Origin of the sequence: Sphingomonas hominis, assembly GCF_013328205.1 — a bacterium.
Classification (GTDB): Bacteria; Pseudomonadota; Alphaproteobacteria; order Sphingomonadales; family Sphingomonadaceae; genus Sphingomonas; species Sphingomonas hominis.
Genome location: NZ_JABULH010000003.1, coordinates 334,650 through 356,035, shown reverse-complemented (window position 1 = coordinate 356,035; position 21,386 = coordinate 334,650). Strand labels below are relative to the sequence as shown.

Annotated in this window: 17 protein-coding genes and 1 other RNA gene; 10 read left to right on the top strand and 8 right to left on the bottom strand. The window is 66.9% G+C overall.

Annotated features, from left to right (window positions below; all coding sequences use genetic code 11):
* The first annotated feature begins 197 nt into the window (after nt 1-197).
* On the top strand, nt 198-422 hold the full coding sequence (locus HRV97_RS17280; protein WP_223176728.1) for a hypothetical protein: 225 nt from the start codon (nt 198-200) through the stop codon (nt 420-422).
* A gap of 71 nt (nt 423-493) precedes the next feature.
* Here the strand turns inward: HRV97_RS17280 and HRV97_RS09995 are convergent, their stop codons facing one another.
* Both HRV97_RS09995 and ssrA read right to left on the bottom strand, forming a co-directional pair.
* Nucleotides 494-1,006, bottom strand: coding sequence for a hypothetical protein (locus HRV97_RS09995; protein ID WP_174194102.1), 513 nt, complete (start codon nt 1,004-1,006; stop codon nt 494-496).
* 414 nt (nt 1,007-1,420) lie between these two features.
* Nucleotides 1,421-1,798: a transfer-messenger RNA gene (gene ssrA, locus HRV97_RS09990) on the bottom strand.
* 428 nt (nt 1,799-2,226) lie between these two features.
* Between ssrA and HRV97_RS09985 the strand changes: the two genes are divergently transcribed.
* From HRV97_RS09985 to HRV97_RS09960, 6 genes are all read left to right on the top strand, one after another.
* Nucleotides 2,227-2,658 (top strand): Rrf2 family transcriptional regulator, encoded by a 432-nt coding sequence (locus HRV97_RS09985; RefSeq protein WP_174194101.1) that lies wholly within the window; start codon nt 2,227-2,229, stop codon nt 2,656-2,658.
* A 45-nt stretch (nt 2,659-2,703) separates the two neighbouring features.
* Nucleotides 2,704-4,842 (top strand): NAD-dependent DNA ligase LigA, encoded by a 2,139-nt coding sequence (gene ligA / locus HRV97_RS09980; RefSeq protein ID WP_174194100.1) that lies wholly within the window; start codon nt 2,704-2,706, stop codon nt 4,840-4,842.
* A 177-nt stretch (nt 4,843-5,019) separates the two neighbouring features.
* Nucleotides 5,020-8,397, top strand: a complete 3,378-nt coding sequence (locus tag HRV97_RS09975) for a TonB-dependent receptor (protein WP_174194099.1) — start codon at nt 5,020-5,022, stop codon at nt 8,395-8,397.
* A gap of 94 nt (nt 8,398-8,491) precedes the next feature.
* The gene (locus HRV97_RS09970; RefSeq protein ID WP_246248644.1) at nt 8,492-9,664 is read left to right on the top strand and encodes a sensor histidine kinase; all 1,173 of its coding nucleotides are present in this window, start codon (nt 8,492-8,494) and stop codon (nt 9,662-9,664) included.
* A 37-nt stretch (nt 9,665-9,701) separates the two neighbouring features.
* Complete coding sequence (locus HRV97_RS09965; RefSeq protein ID WP_174194098.1) at nt 9,702-10,514, top strand: LytR/AlgR family response regulator transcription factor; 813 nt, start codon at nt 9,702-9,704, stop codon at nt 10,512-10,514.
* The gene (locus HRV97_RS09960; protein WP_174194097.1) at nt 10,511-11,032 is read left to right on the top strand and encodes a hypothetical protein; all 522 of its coding nucleotides are present in this window, start codon (nt 10,511-10,513) and stop codon (nt 11,030-11,032) included. Before HRV97_RS09965 ends, HRV97_RS09960 begins: the two co-directional genes overlap by 4 nt.
* Nucleotides 11,033-11,072: 40 nt before the next feature.
* On the opposite strand, the gene HRV97_RS09955 is transcribed toward HRV97_RS09960, so the two are convergent.
* The 4 genes from HRV97_RS09955 to HRV97_RS09940 all read right to left on the bottom strand — a co-directional run bounded on the left by HRV97_RS09955 (nt 11,073) and on the right by HRV97_RS09940 (nt 13,763).
* Complete coding sequence (locus tag HRV97_RS09955; RefSeq protein ID WP_174194096.1) at nt 11,073-11,360, bottom strand: DUF3297 family protein; 288 nt, start codon at nt 11,358-11,360, stop codon at nt 11,073-11,075.
* Between the two features lie 94 nt (nt 11,361-11,454).
* Nucleotides 11,455-11,847 (bottom strand): hypothetical protein, encoded by a 393-nt coding sequence (locus tag HRV97_RS09950; RefSeq protein ID WP_174194095.1) that lies wholly within the window; start codon nt 11,845-11,847, stop codon nt 11,455-11,457.
* 143 nt (nt 11,848-11,990) lie between these two features.
* Nucleotides 11,991-13,424 (bottom strand): NAD-dependent succinate-semialdehyde dehydrogenase, encoded by a 1,434-nt coding sequence (locus HRV97_RS09945; protein ID WP_174194094.1) that lies wholly within the window; start codon nt 13,422-13,424, stop codon nt 11,991-11,993.
* Nucleotides 13,425-13,559: 135 nt separating this feature from the next.
* Complete coding sequence (locus HRV97_RS09940; RefSeq protein ID WP_174194093.1) at nt 13,560-13,763, bottom strand: DUF5818 domain-containing protein; 204 nt, start codon at nt 13,761-13,763, stop codon at nt 13,560-13,562.
* A 131-nt stretch (nt 13,764-13,894) separates the two neighbouring features.
* Here HRV97_RS09940 and HRV97_RS09935 point away from each other — a divergent pair, with 131 nt between their 5' ends.
* The 3 genes from HRV97_RS09935 to HRV97_RS09925 all read left to right on the top strand — a co-directional run bounded on the left by HRV97_RS09935 (nt 13,895) and on the right by HRV97_RS09925 (nt 16,823).
* Nucleotides 13,895-14,899: an aldo/keto reductase gene (locus HRV97_RS09935; RefSeq protein WP_174194092.1), complete on the top strand. Its 1,005-nt coding sequence runs from the start codon at nt 13,895-13,897 to the stop codon at nt 14,897-14,899.
* Nucleotides 14,900-15,148: 249 nt separating this feature from the next.
* Nucleotides 15,149-16,105: a phosphatase PAP2 family protein gene (locus HRV97_RS09930; protein ID WP_174194091.1), complete on the top strand. Its 957-nt coding sequence runs from the start codon at nt 15,149-15,151 to the stop codon at nt 16,103-16,105.
* The gene (locus HRV97_RS09925; RefSeq protein WP_174194090.1) at nt 16,092-16,823 is read left to right on the top strand and encodes a fatty acid desaturase; all 732 of its coding nucleotides are present in this window, start codon (nt 16,092-16,094) and stop codon (nt 16,821-16,823) included. Before HRV97_RS09930 ends, HRV97_RS09925 begins: the two co-directional genes overlap by 14 nt.
* Here HRV97_RS09925 and HRV97_RS09920 read toward each other — a convergent pair.
* A complete protein-coding gene (locus HRV97_RS09920) occupies nt 16,804-18,036 on the bottom strand; it encodes a glycosyltransferase (protein ID WP_343044480.1) in 1,233 nt (410 codons plus the stop codon). The two genes, HRV97_RS09925 and HRV97_RS09920, sit on opposite strands and share 20 nt — an antisense overlap.
* A gap of 103 nt (nt 18,037-18,139) precedes the next feature.
* A complete protein-coding gene (locus HRV97_RS09915; protein WP_174194088.1) occupies nt 18,140-21,307 on the bottom strand; it encodes a response regulator in 3,168 nt (1,055 codons plus the stop codon).
* Nucleotides 21,308-21,386 lie beyond the last annotated feature (79 nt).

The following is a 21,386-nucleotide window of genomic DNA, read 5'->3' as shown; positions in this document are numbered from 1 at the left end:
TCACGGCTCGGTTCTATAACGTTCAAACGAGTTCTGACTGGCCGACTGGACTGGCGCTCGACGTGCATGTCGCAAGATCGGGCAGGTCCTACTGGTTCCTTCCGTGGCAAGGCGGGACCGACCAAAAGACGAATTTGGCTTGGGTACGAGAGGCCAATTCGCCTTTCGTTGGCCAGGCAATCAGGCGGGACATAGAGATGTTCGCCACCGATGCATCTTACGATCTACGTCCGGACATTCTTAAAGCTCGTGACGTGGCTCCGGCTCACCTGCTGCTTCCAGACGTCGGTCACCTGGCATGGTATTCCACCACAGCTGCGGAGCGGGATAGCCTTCCCCGCGCGTTTTTTGATTTGGCCAAATGTAGGGTGCCAAATCGCAGCGAGAAGGCGCCGCAGATCGAGTTCCCCGCCATTCCTTGATCTAGCTGCACCTGAACGGGCGTCCGCAATTGGGCGAAAGCGGACATTCTCCCCTCACATAGTGCAGATCCTTAATCCTTATCTGAGGACTGCTCATCTTTTGGATCGGCTTTGATTAGGAATGAGTCCACCTCGGAGATCTGCACCGAGTGAACCAAACCGTCGGACCCGAAAGCGTACAATGTAGACCGCGTGGACCACTGCGCATCGCCGGGCGGCGGCGGGTTCGTGAAATTGTCTCGAGTATCGAATTGATCTAACACAAGCAGGACGCCCGCGTCACGACGACCCATGCTGTATAGAAGGGTCTTGCCGAAAAAGTGCTTCCGGTCCTTAAGCCAGAAGCTCATCCACTCTGTCTTATTGGCTGCAAGGGGCTTGCCGTCTTTCGTGACCTGAACGTCTTCAGCAAAAAGCGGTGCGACACGCGCTTGATCTTTGATCGAGGCATCTGCCAAAATCTTACTAGCTGACCAGACGTATTCCGGTGGTGGCGGAAGCGGGCTTGAAGCCGCCGGGATCGCTGATGCCATCAAGGAAAAGGCAACGACCGACCGCAGAACCGCGTCCTCTATCTCGTGCACCAGCGGACTCCTCGATTGCGCTCCCCACGCGGTCGCTCCCTATGAAAGCTAATTCAGCGTATTGGAATGTCCGCAATTGGACGAAAGCGGTCGTTCGCCGATTACATCGCCAGTGTCGCATTGTGGTGGCCTGTGGGCACTTCACGTCGAACGCGCGGAGGTCGGCTTGCATGACGGCAGAGTCGCACGGCCCAGCTAATCGGGTGCAAGCAGCCAGTGCCCAGCCGTTTTCATTGCTCGCCGTTGACCCGAAGTTTATTCGGGGCTTCTACTTCGACATCGGCCGATCGCGAGAAGCGGCCTTGCATCCAGCAGACGTAAGGCAAGAGACCACGCCTCCCCTCTCGCGATCACGCCGTCATCGCCGCTGTAAAGGTGGAGGGGCTTCTGTTGCCCGGTGCCCTCCGAACCGCTGGTTTCCCCTTCTGTTGCCCGGTGGGGTCCGAACCGCGCTATTTTGGTGTAACTTTAGGCCGTTAAGCCCTCAGTTACGCCGCAATCGCGAGTGCTTCGTTATCGTTGGCACTTGTGTAATGGGCCGTTGCGGTGGTCCCATTCCGAGCGAAAGCAGCGCCTTTCAACACACGTCGATTCTGTTTCGGCCCCGTCAGCGAAGCTGTGGCCCGTCACCGCGCGTGGAAAGCGTGGCCTAAGCACCTCAGCTGCGATGGTGGAGCCGCCGGGTACCGCCCCCGGGTCCGCTGCGTCTATTCTACGCCACGATTTATCGCCATAGTCGGGTGGAACCCGACGAGAGCTGATATAGGCACCTCGTCGCCGATGTAAAAGGCTCATCTGTCACACCAGCGATCGCCTGGTGCAGGTTGGCAATCCCTGTCCTACACACTCCCGCGATGCTAGATCGGGGCTCAATCAATCCGCCTCACCGCAGTCCCGGGATCGATCCGTAAGTCCGCTGCCTTCTGCGCCCCTGCCCGGGAGGCGGGATGCCGGATCAGGTCCGAAGTGACGCCAGAATGCGCGTCAAGCCGATTGGAAAATACGCTGTCGCCCCGCCCGCTCTTTCACATGTTCACCAACATCCGCGACCGTCCGGCCGCCGATCCTAAAACCGCGGCAGCGCCCCCGCCCGCGCGGCGACGCACCTGTTCTTGGCATGACCTTCGCGTGACCTTCCGCGCCCCGCCGCCGTTCGATCAGCGCTGGTTCAGGTGCGTTTGGTCACGTAGCAGCCACATTGTCCGTGGATATACTAGGGTATGCTGACCCAGCGTTCGCGCTACGCCCTCCGTTCGATGCTGTTCCTCGCGCGCGCGCCCGCCGGTTCGCCGCCGATCCCGATGACGCGCATCGCCGCCGAAGCCACCGTCCCGCGCAAGTTCCTGGAGCTGATCCTCGCCGACCTGCGCGACGCGCAACTGCTCCACAGCTATCGTGGCAAGATGGGCGGCTACGTGCTCGCGCGGCCCGCGCACCTGATCTCGCTGGGCGAGATCATCCGCGTGATCGAAGGGCCGCTGGCGCTCGTCCCCTGCGTCAGCCGCACCGCTTATCGCCCGTGCAACGATTGCAAGAGCGAGATCGATTGCGAGATCCGCCACGCGATGATGCGCGTCCGCGACGAGACCGCGCGCATCCTCGACGGCACCAGCCTGGCCGACGCGACCGCGGACAAGCTCGCCGCCGCCTGACGCGCCGGCTGGACGCTCGCCGCCGCGCCGCTTAACCCGGGCGGCATGACCGAGCCCGCGCTTCCCACGACCGAGCAAGACGCCGCCGCCGAGCTGGAGCGGCTGTCCGCCGAGATCGCGCACCACAACGCGCTCTATCATACCCACGACGCGCCCGAGATCAGCGACGCCGACTATGACGCGCTGGTGCGCCGCAACCGCGCGCTGGAGCAGGCCTTCCCCGCGCTGGTCCGCACCGACTCGCCCAGCCGACAGGTCGGCGCCGCGCCCGCCGGCCACCTCGCCAAGGTCGCGCACGCGCGCCCGATGATGAGCCTCGACAATGCCTTCAGCGACGAGGACGTGGCCGAGTTCGTGGCGCGCGTTCGCCGCTTCCTCCGCCTCGCCGACGACGAGGTCGTGGCGCTGACCGCCGAGCCCAAGATCGACGGCCTGTCCTGCTCGCTGCGCTATGAGGGGCGCCGGCTCGTCCAGGCGCTGACTCGCGGCGACGGCGCGGTGGGCGAGGACGTGACCGCCAATGTCGCCACGATCGCCGACATTCCGCAGGCACTCCCCGCCGACGCACCCGACGTGTTCGAGGTCCGCGGCGAAGTGTACATGGAGAAGGCCGCCTTCGCCGCGCTCAACGCCCGCCTCGCCGCCGAGGCGGAGACCGCGAACAAGCCCGCGCGCCAGTTCGCCAACCCACGCAACGCCGCCGCCGGCTCGCTGCGGCAGAAGGACGCCGCCGTCACCGCCACCCGTCCCTTGCGCTTCCTCGCGCACGGCTGGGGTGAGGCTAGCGCGGTACCCGGCGCGACGCAGACCGAATTGGTCACCGCACTGCGCCGCTGGCGCTTTCCCATCGCCGACGCCTTCGCGCGCACCGACACGACCGACGCCGCGCTCGCCGTTTATCGCGCGATCGAGGCCGAACGCGCCGATTTGCCGTTCGACATCGACGGGGTGGTCTACAAGCTCGACCGGCTCGACTGGCAGGAGCGCCTGGGCAGCGTCGGGCGTGCGCCGCGCTGGGCGATCGCGCACAAATTCCCGGCCGAGCGCGCGCAGACCACGCTCAACGCCATCGACATTCAGGTCGGGCGCACGGGCAAGCTGACCCCGGTCGCGCGATTGGAGCCGGTCACGGTCGGCGGCGTCGTCGTCACCAACGCGACGCTCCACAATGCCGACGAGATCGCGCGGCTGAACGTCCACCCCGGCGACCGCGTGGTGCTGCAACGCGCCGGCGACGTGATTCCGCAGATCGTCGAAAATCTGTCGCGCGACGACACGCGCGGCGCCTGGGCCTTTCCTACCCATTGCCCGATCTGCGGCAGCGAGGCGGTGGCGGAAGAAGGCGAGGTCGACGTGCGCTGCACCGGTGGCCTGATCTGCCCGGCGCAGCGGCTCGAGCGATTGAAGCATTTCGTCAGCCGTGGCGCGCTCGACATCGACGGGCTGGGCGAGAAGACGTTGGTCGAGTTGATCGACCTCGGCTGGATCGCTGAACCCGCCGACATCTTCCGGCTACACGAGCACCGCGATGAACTGGTCGGCCGCGACGGCTGGCAGGCCAAGTCGGTCGACGCACTGCTCGCCGCGATCGAGGCCAAGCGCTCCCCCGACGCGGCGCGACTGCTGTTCGGGCTCGGCATCCGCCACACCGGCATCGTCACCGCGCGCGACCTGTTGAAACATTACGTCACCCTGCCCGCGATCGCCACGCTGGCCGACGCGGTGATCGCGCTTCGGGACGCCACTCCGCCCGCGGTCGGGGAGACCGAGGCGCGCCATGCTACCCGCGTCGACAAGGCGATCGCCGCGCTGATCGGGGTCGAGAACGTCGGCGCCGCGGTCGGCCACGCACTCGCCGACTTCTTCCACGAAACGCACAACCGCCAGGTGTGGGACGACCTGCTCGGCGAAGTCTCGCCCCCGCCCTTCGCGGTGGAAACGCGCGCGTCGGAGGTGAGCGGCAAGACAATCGTGTTCACCGGCACGCTGGAGACGATGTCGCGTGACGAGGCCAAGGCACAGGCCGAAAAGCTCGGGGCCCGCGTCGCCGGATCGGTATCGGCGAAGACCGACCTCGTCGTCGCTGGCCCCGGTGCCGGATCCAAGGCGAAGAAGGCCGCCGACCTCGGCATTCGCGTGATCGACGAACCAGGCTGGCAAGCGATCGTCGCGGCGGCCGACTGACCCGCTGGACCGGCAGCGGATGTTACCTTTTTGCAACGCACAAACACCCACGTGGCACCGCCGCGCGAATAGACTCGCCGCTGTAACCGAAGCGCAATAATCCCGGTGCAGGGGCGCACCAACGGCGTGGCTCGCCGAAGGTTGCAGAGCCAGGGCTCTCAAGGGGAAAGATTGACGATGCGGAACAACCTGTTGTGGGGCGTGGCAGCAGTCGCGCTCATCGCACCGATGAGCGCCACGGCGCAGGAAACCACCTCCACGATCCGCGGCACTGTGACCGCGGCGGGCGCGCCGGTTGCGGGCGCAACGGTGACCGTGGTCAACGTGCCCTCGGGCACCATCTCGAACGCGACCACCGACGCATCGGGCACGTTCAACGCCAACGGCCTGCGCCCGGGTGGTCCCTACACCGTCACCGTCAGCGCGCCGGATTACGCCACCACCACGGTCACCGACATCAGCACGATCGTCGGTCAATCCTATGACTTGCCGGTCGAGCTGACCGCAGAAGGTGGCGACGCTGCCGGCGCCGACATCGTCGTTACCGCGTCGAGCATCCCGAATGCGCGCAGCGTCAGCCAGGGTCCGGCGACCGTGCTGAATGCCGAGAAGATCGGCACGATCGCCTCGGTCAATCGCGACATCCGCGACCTGATGCGCCGCGATCCGTTCGCGCGCCTCGACGACACCCCCTCGGGTGGCCGCGCGGTCAGCTTCGCGGGCCAGAACGCGCGCTTCAACCGCTTCACCGTCGACGGCGTGCCGATCACCGATAACTTCGGCCTCAACCCCGACGGTCTGCCCAGCCGCCGATCGCCGATCCCGCTCGACGCAATCGGTCAGTTCCAGACCAAGGTCGCACCGTACGACGTGCGCGAAGGCAACTTCCAGGGCGGCGTCGTCAACGTCATCCTGAAGTCGGGCACCAACGATTTCCACGGCACCGGCTTCTATTCCTACTCGTCGGACGAGCTGTCGGGCGACCGCACCAAGGCGGGCCCCGGCGTGCCGACCGGCCGCGTGACGCTGCCCAACTTCAAATATGAGAATTACGGCGCGCAGCTTGCCGGTCCGCTGATCAAGGACAAGCTGTTCTTCATGGTCGCGGGTGAGCGCCTGCGCGCGCCGCGTCCGATCGCCGAAGGTCCGATCGGCGCCAATGCCGGCACCGAAATCCCGACGCTGACCACCGCACAGATCGCGCAGGTCACGCAGATCGCGCAATCGCGCTACGGCTACGACACCGGCGGCGTGGTCAGCAGCAATCAGGACAAGGACGACCGCCTGGTCGCCCGCCTCGACGCGAACCTGTCGGACACGCAGCGCCTCGCCGCGACCTACAGCTACGCCAAGGACTCGATCGTCCTCACCAACAACGTCAGCGCCAACCAAGCTTCGCCGAGCCTCGGCTTGGCATCGAACGCCTATGTGTCGGGCAACCGCCTGCACACCGGCGTGGTGCAGCTGAACTCCGACTGGTCGGACGATTTCTCGACCGAAGTCCGTGGTTTCTACAAGAACTACAAGCGCATCCAGGATCCGCTCCAGGGCCGCGGCTTTGCCGAGTTCCGCGTCTGCACCGCGCTCAATTCCGATCGTGGCAACCCCGGCAACGCCGGTGCGGGCGCGTCGGTCACCTGCGCGCCGGGTTCGGCCGTGGTCGCGTTCGGCCCGGACATTTCGCGTCAGTTCAACGCGCTCACCACCGAGACCTGGGGCGGCAGCGCGCAGGCACGCCTGACGCGTGACGGTCATGACCTGCGCATCTTCGCCGACGTGCAGCACGTCGACGTGTTCAACGCCTTCCTGAGCTCGTCCAACCCGCGCGCGGGCATCACCGGTGCTTATTACTTCGACTCAATCGCCGACTTCCAGGCGGGCAATGCGCAACGCTTCGGCTACACCAACGCGGTGCCGTCGCTGAACCCGAACCTCGCGGCCGCGCGCTTCAAGTACATGCAGTACGCGTTCGGCGTACAGGACACGTGGAGCATCACGCCCACGCTGAACTTCGCATACGGTGCGCGTTACGATCTGTACGGCAGCAACAGCCGTCCGACGCTCAACCCCACCTTCACCAGCCGCTACGGCTTCACCAACGCTGAGTTCCTGTCGGGCCGTGGCCTGTTCCAGCCGCGCTTCGGCCTCGACTGGAAGCCGGTCAGCCAGGTGAGCATCCGCGGCGGTTTCGGCATCTTCGGTGGCGGTGCGCCCGACGTCTATACGTCCAACAGCTTCTCCAACACCGGCATCCTTTCGAACCTGGTCGACATTCGCCAGATCAACAACGGCACCTACGAAGTGTCGGGCCTGTCGAACACGGTCGCGGCGCAGAATGCGCAGGCACAGGCACTGGGTGCTACTGCGCTGAGCAACGTCAACGGCGCCACGATCCCCGGCGCGACCAACACCTACCTGCAGGGCGGTGTCAGCGCGGCGGCAACCAACGCGGTTGATCCCAACTTCAAGCTGCCGTCGCAGTGGCGCGGTACGCTGTCGGCGGATTACTTCCCCGACTTCCTGGGTGGTGGCTGGAACTTCGGTGCCGACCTGTTCTGGTCCGACGTGCGCAACCAAGTGTTCTTCACCGACATCCGCTCGGTGCCGACCGCACTCCGCACGCCCGATGGTCGTGTCCGCTACGCGTCGCTGACGTCGTTCAACGACACGTTCAACGACATCCTGCTGACCAACACCTCGCGTGGCCGCAGCTACGTGGCGGTGGCGCGCGTCGGCAAGACGTTCGACTTCGGCCTGACCGCCAACGCCAGCTACACCTTCCAGGACATCAAGGACCAGTCGCCCGCGACCTCCTCGACCGCCGGTTCGAACTACGCGAACGGTGCGTTCCTGGACGGCAACAACGCCGCCTACGGCACGTCGAACGACGAGGTGAAGCACAACATCAAGTATGACGTGACGTTCAACCACGCGTTCTTCGGTGACTATAAGACGACGCTGGCGCTGTTCGGCGAAACGCGGATCGGCCGTCCGTACAGCTACACGTTCCAGGATACGTCCTCGGGCCGCAGCCGCATCTTCGGCACCACCGGCTCGCTGTCGCGCTACCTGATGTACGTGCCGACCGGCATCGACGATCCGCTCGTGTCGTACGACAATACGCAAGTTGCGGAGCAGCTGAACAACTTCTTCGAAACGTCGGGCCTTGCCAAGTACCGTGGCAAGATCGCGCCGCGCAACGCGTTCAATTCGAAGTGGTTCACCCGCATCGACCTGCACGTGGCGCAGCAGATCCCGACCTTCGTGGGCAACTCGCGCATCGAGCTGTTCGCCGACGTCGAGAACTTCACCAACTTGCTGAAGAGCTCATGGGGTCAGATCCGCGAATACGCCTTCCCGTACACCGCGGTCGCAGCGCGGGTGCAGTGCCTGACCGCCGCAACGCCCACCGGAACTGCCGGTACGACGCCGACGTCAACCGCACAGGGTTGCGCGCAGTACCGTTACAGCCTGCCGAACGCGACGCCGAGCGACACGATCTACCCGTCGCAGTCGCTCTATACGATCCGCGTCGGCGCGCGCTTCTCCTTCTAAGCGCCTCGACCTCACCTCAACGGGCCGCCGTCCTCATCCGGACGGCGGCCCTTCTTTTTTGCGCACCGCTCGTCCGCGGTGTAAGCGGGCTGCGATGGCGACCCACTCCGCTTCGCTCGACCACGCGCTGCCCGGTGCCAATGCGGCGACCGCACCCTCGCCTGCGTCCTCCGTCAACCGACCGCTGTCGATCCGGCCGTTCTTCGAGGACAAGTCGGCCGCGTTCTGGAAATTGCAGGCGGCGGGCTGGACCGGCTACCTCGTGCTGCGTTCGGTCTCGTCGCTGTCGACCAGCTTCACGCTGCAGCAGATCGTGCCGGTGATCGTCGAATCGATCGTCGGTTATTGCATCACGCTGCTGCTGTCGGTGCTCTACGGCTATTACCGCCGCCTGCCGCGCGTGACTGGCATCCTGTTGTCGATCTTCACATTGGGCGCGGGCACGTTCCTCTACGCGACGCTCGACGCCTTCTCGTTCAGCTTTATCAAGCTGTCGGCGCCCGGCGTTGACCTGTCGCTGCTGCTCGGCACATTGTTCTTGAACTTCACCGTGCTCGCGGGCTGGTCCGCGCTCTATTTCGGCATCAACTTCTACCTGCTGGTCGAAGAGCAGATCGACCAGATGGAGCATCTGGAGATCCAGGCATCGTCGGCGCAGCTCGCGATGCTGCGCTATCAGCTCAACCCGCATTTCCTATTCAACACGCTCAACTCGATCTCGACTTTGGTGCTGCTCAAGCAGACCGAGCGCGCCAATGCGATGCTGTCGCGACTGTCATCGTTCCTGCGCTACACGCTTGCCAACGAACCCACCGCGCACGTGACGGTCGCGCAAGAGGTCGAGACGCTGAAACTCTACCTCGAGATCGAGAAGATGCGCTTTGAGGACCGGCTGCGCCCCAAGTTCGAGATCGACCCGGCGGTGGAGAAGGCGCGCCTGCCCTCGCTGCTGCTGCAACCGTTGGTCGAGAATGCGATCAAATACGCCGTCACCCCGCAGGAGGACGGCGCCGAGATCGCGGTCAGCGCGCGGCTCGTCGGGGAACGCGTGCTGCTCGGCGTATCCGACACCGGGCCGGGATTGATGCCGAACAAAAACCGGCCGAGCCTTTCAACCGGTGTCGGCATCGCCAATATCAGGGAGCGATTGGCGCAGGCGTATCCGGGCGACCATCGCTTCGCGGTACGCGCGATGCCGGCGGGAGGGTTCGGCGTAGAGGTCGAGATCCCGTTCCAGCTCGACGAGCCCGCGCGTAGCGGGCTGTAGCGCGCCGCCCAGACGCGCAATGGAGTGTGTAGAGTAGATGACGATCAGGACCATTCTCGTCGATGACGAGCCGCTCGCGATCCAGGGGCTCGAACTGCGGCTCGCCGTCCACGACGACGTGGAGATCATCGCCAAGTGCCAGAACGGCCGCGAGGCGATCAGCGCAATCAAGACGCACAAGCCCGACCTCGTCTTTCTCGACATCCAGATGCCGGGGTTCGACGGCTTCTCGGTCGTGCAGGGTTTGATGGACGTTGAGCCGCCGCTGTTCGTGTTCGTGACCGCGTATTCCGACCACGCGATCCGCGCGTTCGAGGCGCAGGCGACCGATTACCTGATGAAGCCGGTCGAGGAAGCGCGCCTGGCCGAAACGCTCGACCGCGTGCGCCAGCGTTTGTCAGAACGCGGCAGCCGCGAGGAAGCGACCAAGCTCAAGGAAGCACTCGCCGAGCACGCGCCCGAGGCCGCGGCCGAGATCGCGGCGGAGAGCGATGGTGGCGGTGATCAGGTCGCGGCCAACCGCTACGAGAAGATGATCAACGTCAAGGATCAGGGGCAGATTTTCCGCGTCGACGTCGACACGATCGAGCTGATCGAGGCGGCGGGCGATTACATGGTGATCAAGACCGCGGCCAACACGCTGATCCTGCGCGAAACGATGAAGGACCTCGAAAAGCGCCTCGACCCGCGCCGGTTCCAACGCATCCATCGCTCGACGATCGTCAACCTCGACCTCGTCAAACAGGTCAAGCCGCACACCAATGGCGAGTGTTTCCTGGTGCTCGACTCAGGCTCCAGCGTGAAAGTGTCGCGTTCCTACCGCGACGTGGTGGCGCGGTTCGTCCATTGATCGCAGGCGCAGTCCTGCTCGCCCTGGCGGGGCCGGGCGCGGCGGTATGCGCGAACATCGCGGAGGCGCCTGCGGGCACGTTCCTGGCGGATGACAACGCACACCGGGCGCTGCGCGCGGAACTCGGCGTCGCGACGCCGACCGACCCGGAGCACATCACCATCTACGCCGAAGGCGGACATTTGGCGACGAGCCGGATCAGCATCATCGCCACGCATCGACCCGACGGACGCTGGGCGGTCGATGCGGTAGGGCGGTCGAAGATCTGGGTCGACGGCGCGACACCGAGCGACATGCCACACGTCACGCGCGTCCTGTCGGTAGAGGACGGCGAACAGATCGATCGGCTGCTCGACGATCCTGCGTTCTGGCACAGCCGGGTGGCCGAGCGCGACGAGCGTGCACCACCGCTTCACGGTCAGATACCGCGTCGGATCGCTGCCCTCACACCTAATTGCGCGCAGCACTGGGTAACGGCGGCAATGCTCCACCACTCGTTGCGCTGCTCGATCGGCTGATCACGCCCGATTAGGTCGAGCGCGACCGTGACGCCGATGGTCAGTCGTCGGCGCTCGACTGTTCCGGCTCGCCTTCACCCTCGTCGGCGTTGCCGCCCTGGAACCACGCCTCGACCGGCCCGATCAGCTTGATCGTCAGCGGACGACCGTGGCGGTCGACCTTCTTGCCCAGCGCCACGCGGATCCAGCCCTCCGACAGGCTATATTCCTCGACATCGGTCCGCTCCACGCCCTTGAAGCGGATGCCCACGCCGCGCTCCAGCGCGTCGCGGTCGAAATGCGGGCTGCGGGGATCGATCGAGAGATGGTCGGGGGGCGTATCGGTCATCGCGCGCGCCTAACCCGCCCGGCGCCCGCGTGCCACAAAAAAGCGGCGCGGCAGGTGTCCCCGCCGCACCGCCTTGTTCAACCAAACTGACCGCTTACCAGCCGTAGCCGCGCGGACCGTAATAGCCGCCGCCACCGTAATACGGGTCGCCGTAGTAACCGCCGCGATAGATCACGCGCGGCGGGGGCGGCGGCGCATAATAGTCGCGGTAATAGCCGCGTGGCTGGTAACGATAGCGCGGCGCATAGCCACGATCGTAATAATAGCCGCGGTCGTAATAGCGATTGCGGTTGCTCGACGCGATCGCCGCGCCGACACCCAGACCGACCACGCCGCCCAGGATCGCCGCCGCCGCCGTGTCACCACCGCGGTGCCCACGATAGCCGCGATACCCACCCCAGCGCTGCGCGTCGGCGGGTGCCGCGGCAGTGATGGCGGTGGCGGCGAGCGCGATGCCCATTCCCGCCTTGGTCAGAAAACCACTCATCTCGAACCTCCTTACAGAGTTACGCTCGGTTCGCACGATTGGTTGAACGCAGTTGATGCGAGCGTGTTGCACGACCTAGCTAAGTCACGCTGAACGAACGCGGAATGCGGTATTCACGTGACGTTTAGCCGGCATGCCCGTTGTCACATCATGTGAACGGTTTTGGTCACCATGTGCGCGGCGACGCCTTCGGGTCCGTCCTCCGATCCGAAGCCGCTATCCTTGACCCCGCCGAACGGGCTGTCGGGCCAGCTCAAGCGCACGTTGTTGATCGCGACCATCCCGGCCTCGATCTCGTCGCCCAGCAGGTTCTGCCGGCGTCCGTTCTCGGTAAAGCAGTAGGCCGCCAGCCCGTAGGGCAGCCGGTTGGCCTGATGGATCGCGTCCTCCACCGTCTCGAACGGGGTCAGCAGCGCGAGCGGACCGAACGGCTCGTCGTTCATCGCGCGCGCTTCCAGCGGCACGTCGGCGAGCACGGTCGGCGTGAAGAAGAAGCCGTCGCCCTCCCCACGCGTGCCCCCCGCCAGCACGCGCGCGCCGACGCTGCGCGCATCCTCCACCATCTCCTCGATCGCGGAGGGTCGGCGCGCGTTCGCCATCGGCCCCATCTGCGTGTCCTTCTCAAGCCCGCTGCCGACCTTCAGCCGCTTGGTTCGCTCGGCGAAGCCTTCGGCGAACCGGTCGTAGATGCCCGCCTGCACGTGGAAGCGCGTCGGCGCGATGCACACCTGGCCCGCATTCCTGAACTTGTGCGCGACCAATGTGTCGAGCGTCTTGTCGAGGTCGCAATCGTCGAACACCAGCACCGGGCCGTGACCGCCAAGCTCCATCGTCGTCTTCATCATCGTCTCGGCGGCGAGCTTCGCCAGATGCTTGCCGACCGGCACCGACCCGGTGAAGCTCAGCTTGCGCGTGATGGGTGAAGCGAGCAGGTGGCGCGACACCTGATCGGGCACGCCGAACACACATTGCGCGACGTCGCCGGGCAGCCCCGCATCCTGGAAACAGCGCAGCACCTCGACCGCCGAACCCGCCGTCTCCTCGCTCGGCTTGATGATGATCGAGCAGCCCGCCGCGATCGCCGGGCCGAGCTTCCTGACCACGTTCATGATCGGGAAGTTCCAGGCGCAGAACGCCGCCACCGGACCGATCGGCTGTTGCAGCACCAGGCTGCGCGTGCCTGCCGGGCGCGGCAGCACGCGGCCGTAGATGCGCTGCGCTTCGCCGGCGTGAAACTCTAGCAGCGCGGCGGCGAACATCGCCTCGCCCTTTGCCTCGACCAGCGGCTTGCCCTGCTCCATCGTCGCGATCCGCGCCAGATGTTCGGCGCGCTCGCGCAGCAGCGCGGCGGTGCGGATCAGCACCTGCGCGCGCTCGGCCGGATCGGTCTTGCGCCACGCCTTGAACCCGCGATCCGCCGCCTCCAGCGCACGGTCGAGGTCATCGGCGTTGGCGAGCGGCAGCGCGCCCTGCGCCTCGCCCGTCGCGGGATTGAGCACGTCGTGCGCGTCGCGCGCGCCGCCCGTCACCCATTCGCCCGCGATGTAGAGGCCGAGTTTCGGATCATAGGCGGTCATGCGTGAGGCTCCTTGGTGGTTCGGCGGCGATATAAGGCGCGGCGGCGCGTCCTCCACCCTGATCACAGTCGACCCACCCCGCCGATCGCGCGACCGATCGCGCCGGGAGCCGCAGGAACAGCCGTGCCGCCGGGTCTATGCCGCCGCGACCCCGTCCGCGCTGACCAGATCGGGCGCCACCAGCACGCCGATCAACCGAACACGCTTCTCGACCAGGTCGACCGGGGTGCGCTGCAGTTCGAGTTGATACCGCCCACCGGCATCGCGGCGCAGGAAGAACGCCCCGCCGTCGCGGATCAGCGTACCCGTTTCATCGACCCGCGTTCCGATCACCGTCATCCATCCACCTTCGCACCGCACCTATCACGGCACAACGACGATGACGGTGAAAAGGGCCGCATCGGGGCGAGAGTAGGAAACACTGACCGCGCACCGGGTTATGAAAGGTCTGTTGTCAGAAAGGCATCCACATGGCCGCACCCCGTTATCGCCTCCCTCACCACTTCGGCCTCGGCGGCGTGGCGATCGGCAACGAATTCCAGTTCGCGACCGACGAACAGGCGGAGGCGACGCTGTCGGCGGCGTGGGACGCGGGTGTCCGCTACTTCGACGTGTCGCCGTGGTACGGGCTGGGGCTCGCCGAGCGGCGCTTCGGGCGATTCCTGGCGCGCAAGCCGCGGGCTGAGTTCGTTATCTCGTCCAAGGTCGGCAAGCTGCTGCGCGCCAGCCGCGACAACCAGTCGAAGAAGTATTTTCCCTTCGGCACGTCGCCCAACACGCCGTATTTTGATTATTCGGCCGACGGCGTGCTGCGCTCGATCGAGGACAGTTTGCAGCGCATGGGCCTCGACCGGCTCGACATCGTGTTCGTGCACGATCTGTCGCCCGATAACGATTACCTGCCCGACGATTGGAAAACGCTTTGGCCGGTAGCGGAGAAGGGCGCGTTCCCCGCGCTGACGCGGCTGCGCGACGAAGGTGTGATCGACGCCTGGGGCATGGGGGTCAATTGCCCGCAGCCGATTCTGCGCTGCCTGGAGGTCGCCGACAGCGACATTCACCTGCTCGCCAGCCAATATTCACTGGTCGACCACGCCAATGCGGTCGAACAGGTGCTGCCGGCCGCACGCGACAAGGGCGTCGGGTTCGTGATGGGCTCCGCGCTCAACGCCGGCTTCTTAGGGGGTGCGCCGCGCTACAATTACGGCGCGAGCAACACGCTGATCGCCCCCGACAAGCGCGAGCGGTTGGCGACGCTGCGCCGCGTGGCGGGCGATTACGGCGTCGACCTGGTCGCCGCAGCGCTGCAATTCAGCCTCGCGCCCGACGTTGCGCAATCGCTGATCGTCGGCACCGCCTCGCCGACCCATCTCCTCGCCGATCACGCCGCGCTCCAAGCGAAGATCCCGCCCGCGTTCTGGACCGCGCTGCGCGACGAAGGCGTGCTTCACCGCGACGCGCCGCTACCCGATTGAGGTGGGAAACCGGTACCTGGACAGCACTGCGACTACTTCGGGCGTCGCGCGGCTCAGTCGTGGAGCAGGTCGGTGAACGTAGCTGCGCGGCTGGACGGCGTCCGCCTCACTACCGCGCCAGCGCTGCAGCGAATGACCCAGCAACATAGCGGCCCTTCCTTGCCACGTGTGATGGGGTCGACTGCATATCGATCGCGCCTGCGTTCCCGCGCTTGACACCCGACTGCGGCTGCCGCGTTGGAGCGCGTGATGGATCAACGCAATGAACCCACCAGCGATGTCGCGGCCTGGTGGCTGTTGGCGGCGATGTTCGCCGCATGCCTGCTCGTCGCTCGGGGGCTCGGCTTCCGCGTTGACGCGTGGCGTGCGATGCCGTCGGCGATCGCGCTGGCCCTGCTCGCCGGCGGTGCGGTGATCGGGCGTCGGCGGGCGCAACCGCGGCTGGCGGCGGGAGCGACCGCGTTCCTGCAGATGACCTTGTTCACGCTGATCGGCGTCGTGCTCGCCTATGCGCTTGCCGCCCGCGCAGGAGCCTTGTGGGACACGCGGCTCGCCGCCGCAGACCGCGCGCTCGGCTTCGACTGGCCCGCGGTGTTCGCCGCCGCCGATCGCGCGTCCGTCGCCTTGTGGATCGGCGGCCTCGCTTATCACAGCCTGACGCTCCAGATGGTCACCTGCATCGTCGCGATGAGCGCCTACGCGCAGTTCGAGCGTTTGCGCGTCGCGGTCACGGCGGCGATCCTGGCGGGGTTTGCGACGATCGTCGTGTCGTGGTGGATGCCGGCCATGGGCAATGTGGTCGACCCCGCCGGATACACCCGGCTGTGGCCGTCGATCGCCTGGCTCGAACAAGCGATGATCGCCGGGTTGCGCGATGGCTCGTGGCGCACGCTCGACCTGACGCAATTGATGGGGATCGTCAGTTTTCCCAGCTATCACGCGACCTTGCCCGTGATCCTGTCCTGGGCGCAGCGCGACACGCCCGGTTGGCGCTACGTCGCACCGGTGTGGGCGGGGGTGACGATCGTCGCGACGCCGCTGTTCGGCGGGCATTACGGCGTCGACGTGCTCGCAGGATTGGCGCTGGCCCCCGCGGCGCTGGCGGTCGCACCGTGGCTGGCGCGGCGGCGCCTGCGCATAACACTTGCGCGGCGCACGGACATGGCGCACCGCCCGAGCGTTGGAATGGATCATGGCATCGGCTAGCAGCATCGGCCGCGACACGCGGGTCAGCGCGCTTCTCGCGGGCGCGATCGGCGCGGCATGGGTCGCGATCCACGTCGGCGGCATCTTCTTCTGGCAGTGGAGCATCGCCACCGCCCCGCTCGCCGCGCTGCTGATCGCGGTGCAGGCGTGGCTCAGCACCGGGCTGTTCATCGTCGCGCACGATTGCATGCACGGCTCGTTCGCGCCTGGCCGTCCGCGGCTGAACCGGATCGTCGGTACCTTGTGCCTCGGCGCCTATGCCGCGCTGTCGTACGATGCGCTCCATCCCAAACATCACGCCCACCACGACGCACCGGGTACCGCGCACGACCCCGATTTTCACCCCGACGCACCGCGCGACCCGCGGGCGTGGTTCGCGCGCTTCTTCATGGGCTATTACACCCACGGACAGATCGTGCGCATCACGCTGGCGGCGTGTCTCTACCTGCTGCTCGGTGCATCGATACTCAACATCGTCGCATTCTGGGCCGTACCGGCGCTGCTCGCGCTCGGGCAGTTGTTCTTCTTCGGCACCTTCCTGCCGCATCGCCACGACGACACGCCGTTCGCCGACCACCACAATGCGCGCGGCAATGCGCTGTCGCCGCTCGCCTCGATCGCGACCTGCTTCCACTTCGGCACCTATCACCACGAACATCACCTGAGCCCGCGCACGCCGTGGTGGCGCTTACCCAGCGTCAGGACAATGCGGCGCTGACCTGCACCGCGGCACGCGCGGCACCGCCGCTCGCCGCCATCTCGTCACCGATCCGGCGCGCGGCCGCGCGGTAGCTCGGCTCCGCCATTACGCCGCGCAACGCCTGCGCCAGCACCGTTCTGGTCAGCCCACGTGGCGACAGCACGCGTCCCGCGCCGACATAGGCGATCCGCGCCGCGGTACCCGGCTGCTCGAACGCGATCGGCAGCGCGACGATCGGAACCCCCGCCGCCAGCGCGTCGAGCACCGTGTTGAACCCGCCGTGCAGCACCGCCGCCGCGCAATGCCGCAACACCGCCTGCTGCGGCCAGAACGCACGCACCAGCGGATCGCCCGGCAGCGCGGCTTCTTCCGCCGGCGTCAACCCGCCACCATGCCCGATCACTGCGCGGGCGCCGACCGCCGCGCACGCCGCCGCCATCACCTGGAACAAGGCGCGGCGCGATCCCTGCAAGGTGCCGAGCGAGCAGAACACCAGTGGCCGCGAGTCGCGGGGCAGATCGAGCGGTTCGGCCGTTCCTTCCGCGTAGCGCCACGGCCCGCCATAAGCGAACGTCGCCGGCAGCGCCGAACGCGGGTAATCGAACCCGCGCGGGCATTGCGCCGCCCAGCACAATGGCGCCGCCTCGCGCCCCAGCCCCCAGGCGCGCCGCCGCTCGTCGAGCACGCGCGTGATCGGCCGCATCAAGATGTCCGCGACCGAGTAACCGCCGTTGTTGCGGTTGCGCCCGATCGGATCGGCGCGGTACCGCCACCCGAGGAACGGCGGCGGCACGTTCTCCTCGCGCAGCAGCGGCAGCCCGGTGACGCTCGCCACGAACGGCAGGCGCAGCCGCTCGGCGATGGCCGCGCCCGCGGGTTCTGCGGTGTCGGCGATCACCGCGTCGGCGCCGATCCGCGCCAGCGTCGCGGGCGCGCCGTCGAGCAGCGTGGCCGTCATCGCCGCCGTCGCCCGGATCATCCGCGTCAACCCGCGCGCACCGGTCGGCTGGCCGAGCAGCGCCAGATAAGCGTCGAGCGCGCCCGCCTCGCCCGCCTCGACCGACGCGAAACCGACCTGCGGATCGGTGACGTAGCGTGCCATGTCGCCGACGTGCACCATCGTGACCCGGTGGCCGATCGACACCAGCTCGCGCGCCAGCACCTGCAACGGGTTGATGTGACCCACCGTGGGCGGGGTGATGATCGCGATATGTCGCTCGACGGGTGGCACGCGATCGACGCTTTCAAATCGTTGAAGGGGCGGCGCTAATTGCTGGCAGCGCTGCTGTCTAGCGGCGCGCGCGCACCGCCGGACAGCGTCGCCGCGCGCGCGGTCAAACGCCCTGCCGCTCGCTCCGCGCGATCGCCGGATCGCCATGCTCGCCGGCCGGGGTGGCAGTCGACGGCGACACGCCCTTGGCGTCGAGCGCGGCACGCACCGCCTGCGTCAGCCGCGCCGCGGCATAAGGTTTCGGCAGCACCACGTCGCCGATCGCCGCCGCTTCCGCCGCGCGGTGTCCGTCGCCGGTCGCGAACACGATGCCGATCGACCCACGCATCTCGCGTGCGCGCTGCGCCAGTTCCGCACCCGAATGACCCGGCAGGTTCAGGTCGGTGACCAGCACGTCGACGGGTGCGGTGTGAAGCGCCGCCATCGCCTCTTCCGCGCTCGCCGCGTCGACCACGACGCAACCTGCTTCCTGCAACATCTCGGCGGTGTTGGCACGGATCAGCGCATCGTCCTCGACCAACAACACGGTAGCACCCGTCAGGTCGCGTGGCGGCTGGACGCGCGGAGCTTGTGTGCGCGGCGTCGACGGATGCGCCGCGGTCGCCTGCGCGCGCTGTCCCTGGTTGGCGAGCACGTGGCGGAACCGCCGTGCCAGCGCCTCGCGCGTGTACGGCTTGGACAGCAATTCGACGCCTGCATCCAGCTTGCCGCCGTGGACGATCGAATTCTCGGTATAGCCCGAGGTGAACAGCACCGCGAGGTTGGGCAGCCGCTGCTTGGCCTTGCGTGCGAGTTCTGGGCTCTTGAGTGTGCCGGGCATCACCACGTCGGTGAATAGGATGTCGATGGGCACCCCGCTCTCGATCACGATCAGTGCGGAGGCGGCGTCGGGCGCCTTCAGCACGCGGTAGCCGAGGTCGCTCAGCATCTCGACCACGGTGGCGCGCACCTCGTCGTCGTCCTCGACCACCAGCACCGTCTCGGTCCCGCCGGTGATCGGTCCGGTGTCGACGCGCACCTCGACGTCCTCGCTCTCGGTCGCCCGCGGCAGGTACAGGCGCACGGTTGTTCCCTCGCCCACCTCCGAATAGATCTTCACGTGCCCGCCCGATTGCTTGACGAAGCCGTAGACCATCGACAGCCCCAGCCCCGATCCCTTGCCCTCGACCTTGGTCGAGAAGAACGGCTCGAAGACCTTGTCCAGCACTTCGGGCGTCATGCCCGATCCGGTATCGCTCACCGCCAGCATCACGTACTGGCCCGGTGTCACCTCGTCGTGGGTGCGCGCGTACTCGTCGTCTAAGTGCGCGTTGCCGAGCTCGATCGTCAGCCGCCCCTGCCCGTCCATCGCATCGCGCGCGTTGATCGCGAGATTGAGCAGCGCATTCTCGACCTGACCCGGATCGATGAAGGTGTTCCACAAGCCGCCGCCGACGATCGTCTCGATCTCGATCGCCTCGCCGATCGCGCGGCGCAGCATGTCGTCCATGCCCCGCACGAAGCGCGTGACGTTGACCACCTTGGGCTCCAGCGCCTGCCGCCGCCCGAAGGCGAGCAATTGCGCGGCGAGCTTCGACCCGCGCGACACCCCCGCCATCGCGTTCGCCACGCGCTGCTCGGCACGGTCGTTGCCCGCCACGTCCTTGCCGAGCAACTGCAGGTTGCCCGATACGACCTGGAGCAGGTTGTTAAAATCGTGCGCGACGCCGCCGGTCAGCTTGCCGACCGTTTCCATCTTCTGCGCCTGGTGCAGCTTCGCCTCGGCCTGGCGACGCTCGTCGATCTCGGCGATCACGCGCGCTTCCAGCGACTCGTTGAACAGCCGCAACTGCTCTTCGGCGCGCTCGCGGTGCGCGACTTGGCGCGCCAGCGCTTCCGCCTGTTCGCGCAGCGACGCTTCGGCCGCGCGCTGGTGCGAGATGTCGGTGTGAACGCCGACCCATTCGGTGATCTCGCCCGCCTCGCCCAGGACCGGCAGCGCGCGCACCGCGAACGTCCGCCACATGCCGCAATGCCGCCGCACGCGGTGCTCGTGGATGAACATCGTCTTGGTCGCGACCGCGTCGTTCCAGCGCTCGATCGTCCCGGCGCGGTCTTCGGGATGAACCGCCTCCGCCCAACCGTAGCCCAGATACTCGTCCGCGCTCTGCCCGGTCAGCGCGGTCCAGCCCGGCTGCTCGCCTAGCATCCGCCCGTCGGCGCTGTTGGTCCACAGCACGCCGTGCACCGCGTCCATCGCGGCGCGAAACCGCTTGTTGCTGGCGTCCAGATCCTCCTCGCGGCGCGCGCGATCCTCCAAGTCGAACACGAGCACCTGGAACCCGCTGACGCTGCCGTCGTGCGCAACGCGCGGCAGATACTGGATATTGGCGCGGTGCGCGGTGCCGTCGCGGTGATACAGCAGCCCGTCGGACGCGATCGTCTCGCCCGCCAGCGCGCGCTCGATCAGCGGCAGCCGCTCGGCGTAATTCGCCTCACCCACGACATCGCGCATGTGACGGCCGACCACCTCGTCCGGCGTCATCCCGAACCAGTCGACGTAGAAGCGATTGGCGAAGCGGAACACGTGGTCGCGATCGATGAACGAGACCAGCACCGGCATCGCGTCGGTGATGGTGCGCAACTCGCGCTCGCTTTCTAGGCAGCGCTGCTCGGCCGCGACGCGCACGCTGTTGTCGACGCAGGTGCACAGCACGCCGCCGACCCGCCCGTCGGCCTCGTAGACCGGCGTGTAGAACAGATCGAACGTGACCGTTTCCGCCACGCCGCCGCGCTTCAGCGTCAGCGGCTGGTCGCGGTACGATCGGCGCTCGCCGCGAAAGCCCGCCTCCAGCACCGCGCGGTTCCAGTCCCAGATCTCGGGCCACACTGCCGCCACGCGCCCGCCGAACGCCGCAGGATGCTTCGCCCCCGCGATCTCGGCATAAGCGTCGTTGTAGATCATGACGTGGTCCGGTCCCCACATTAGCACCTTGGCGACCGGCGAGTTGACGACGTTGGCGACCGTCGCGCGCAACTCCAGCGACCAATCGTCGATCGGCCCGAGCGTGCTCGCCGCCCAGTCGCCATGCCGCACCAGCTCACCGCACGCACCGCCACCCACCGGCCAGCCCACCGGGGCCGGGCGCACCACCTTGCCGTCACGCAGCGCGCGCAATCCGGCACGCACCACGTCGTCCGCGTCGGCATACGCACCCGATCCGACCTGTGCTGCGATGAAGTCGTCCCACTCGGGCGAGACGGCGATGCTGCGCGACGAACGGCTGGTCATGCTGTCGTATCAACATCAAGCGGGCCAGGTGTCAACCGACATCGCCCCGGGCTAACCCGCTGATCTAACGTCGCTATTC

What these genes read in the sequence shown, in the direction of transcription:
- HRV97_RS17280 (WP_223176728.1), top strand. Translation starts at nt 198, where the DNA reads ATGTTCGCCACCGATGCATCTTACGATCTACGTCCGGACATTCTTAAA.
- HRV97_RS09985 (WP_174194101.1), top strand. Translation starts at nt 2,227, where the DNA reads ATGCTGACCCAGCGTTCGCGCTACGCCCTCCGTTCGATGCTGTTCCTC.
- ligA (WP_174194100.1), top strand. Translation starts at nt 2,704, where the DNA reads ATGACCGAGCCCGCGCTTCCCACGACCGAGCAAGACGCCGCCGCCGAG.
- HRV97_RS09975 (WP_174194099.1), top strand. Translation starts at nt 5,020, where the DNA reads ATGCGGAACAACCTGTTGTGGGGCGTGGCAGCAGTCGCGCTCATCGCA.
- HRV97_RS09970 (WP_246248644.1), top strand. Translation starts at nt 8,492, where the DNA reads ATGGCGACCCACTCCGCTTCGCTCGACCACGCGCTGCCCGGTGCCAAT.
- HRV97_RS09965 (WP_174194098.1), top strand. Translation starts at nt 9,702, where the DNA reads ATGACGATCAGGACCATTCTCGTCGATGACGAGCCGCTCGCGATCCAG.
- HRV97_RS09955 (WP_174194096.1), bottom strand. Translation starts at nt 11,360, where the DNA reads ATGACCGATACGCCCCCCGACCATCTCTCGATCGATCCCCGCAGCCCG.
- HRV97_RS09950 (WP_174194095.1), bottom strand. Translation starts at nt 11,847, where the DNA reads ATGAGTGGTTTTCTGACCAAGGCGGGAATGGGCATCGCGCTCGCCGCC.
- HRV97_RS09945 (WP_174194094.1), bottom strand. Translation starts at nt 13,424, where the DNA reads ATGACCGCCTATGATCCGAAACTCGGCCTCTACATCGCGGGCGAATGG.
- HRV97_RS09940 (WP_174194093.1), bottom strand. Translation starts at nt 13,763, where the DNA reads ATGACGGTGATCGGAACGCGGGTCGATGAAACGGGTACGCTGATCCGC.
- HRV97_RS09935 (WP_174194092.1), top strand. Translation starts at nt 13,895, where the DNA reads ATGGCCGCACCCCGTTATCGCCTCCCTCACCACTTCGGCCTCGGCGGC.
- HRV97_RS09930 (WP_174194091.1), top strand. Translation starts at nt 15,149, where the DNA reads ATGGATCAACGCAATGAACCCACCAGCGATGTCGCGGCCTGGTGGCTG.
- HRV97_RS09925 (WP_174194090.1), top strand. Translation starts at nt 16,092, where the DNA reads ATGGCATCGGCTAGCAGCATCGGCCGCGACACGCGGGTCAGCGCGCTT.
- HRV97_RS09915 (WP_174194088.1), bottom strand. Translation starts at nt 21,307, where the DNA reads ATGACCAGCCGTTCGTCGCGCAGCATCGCCGTCTCGCCCGAGTGGGAC.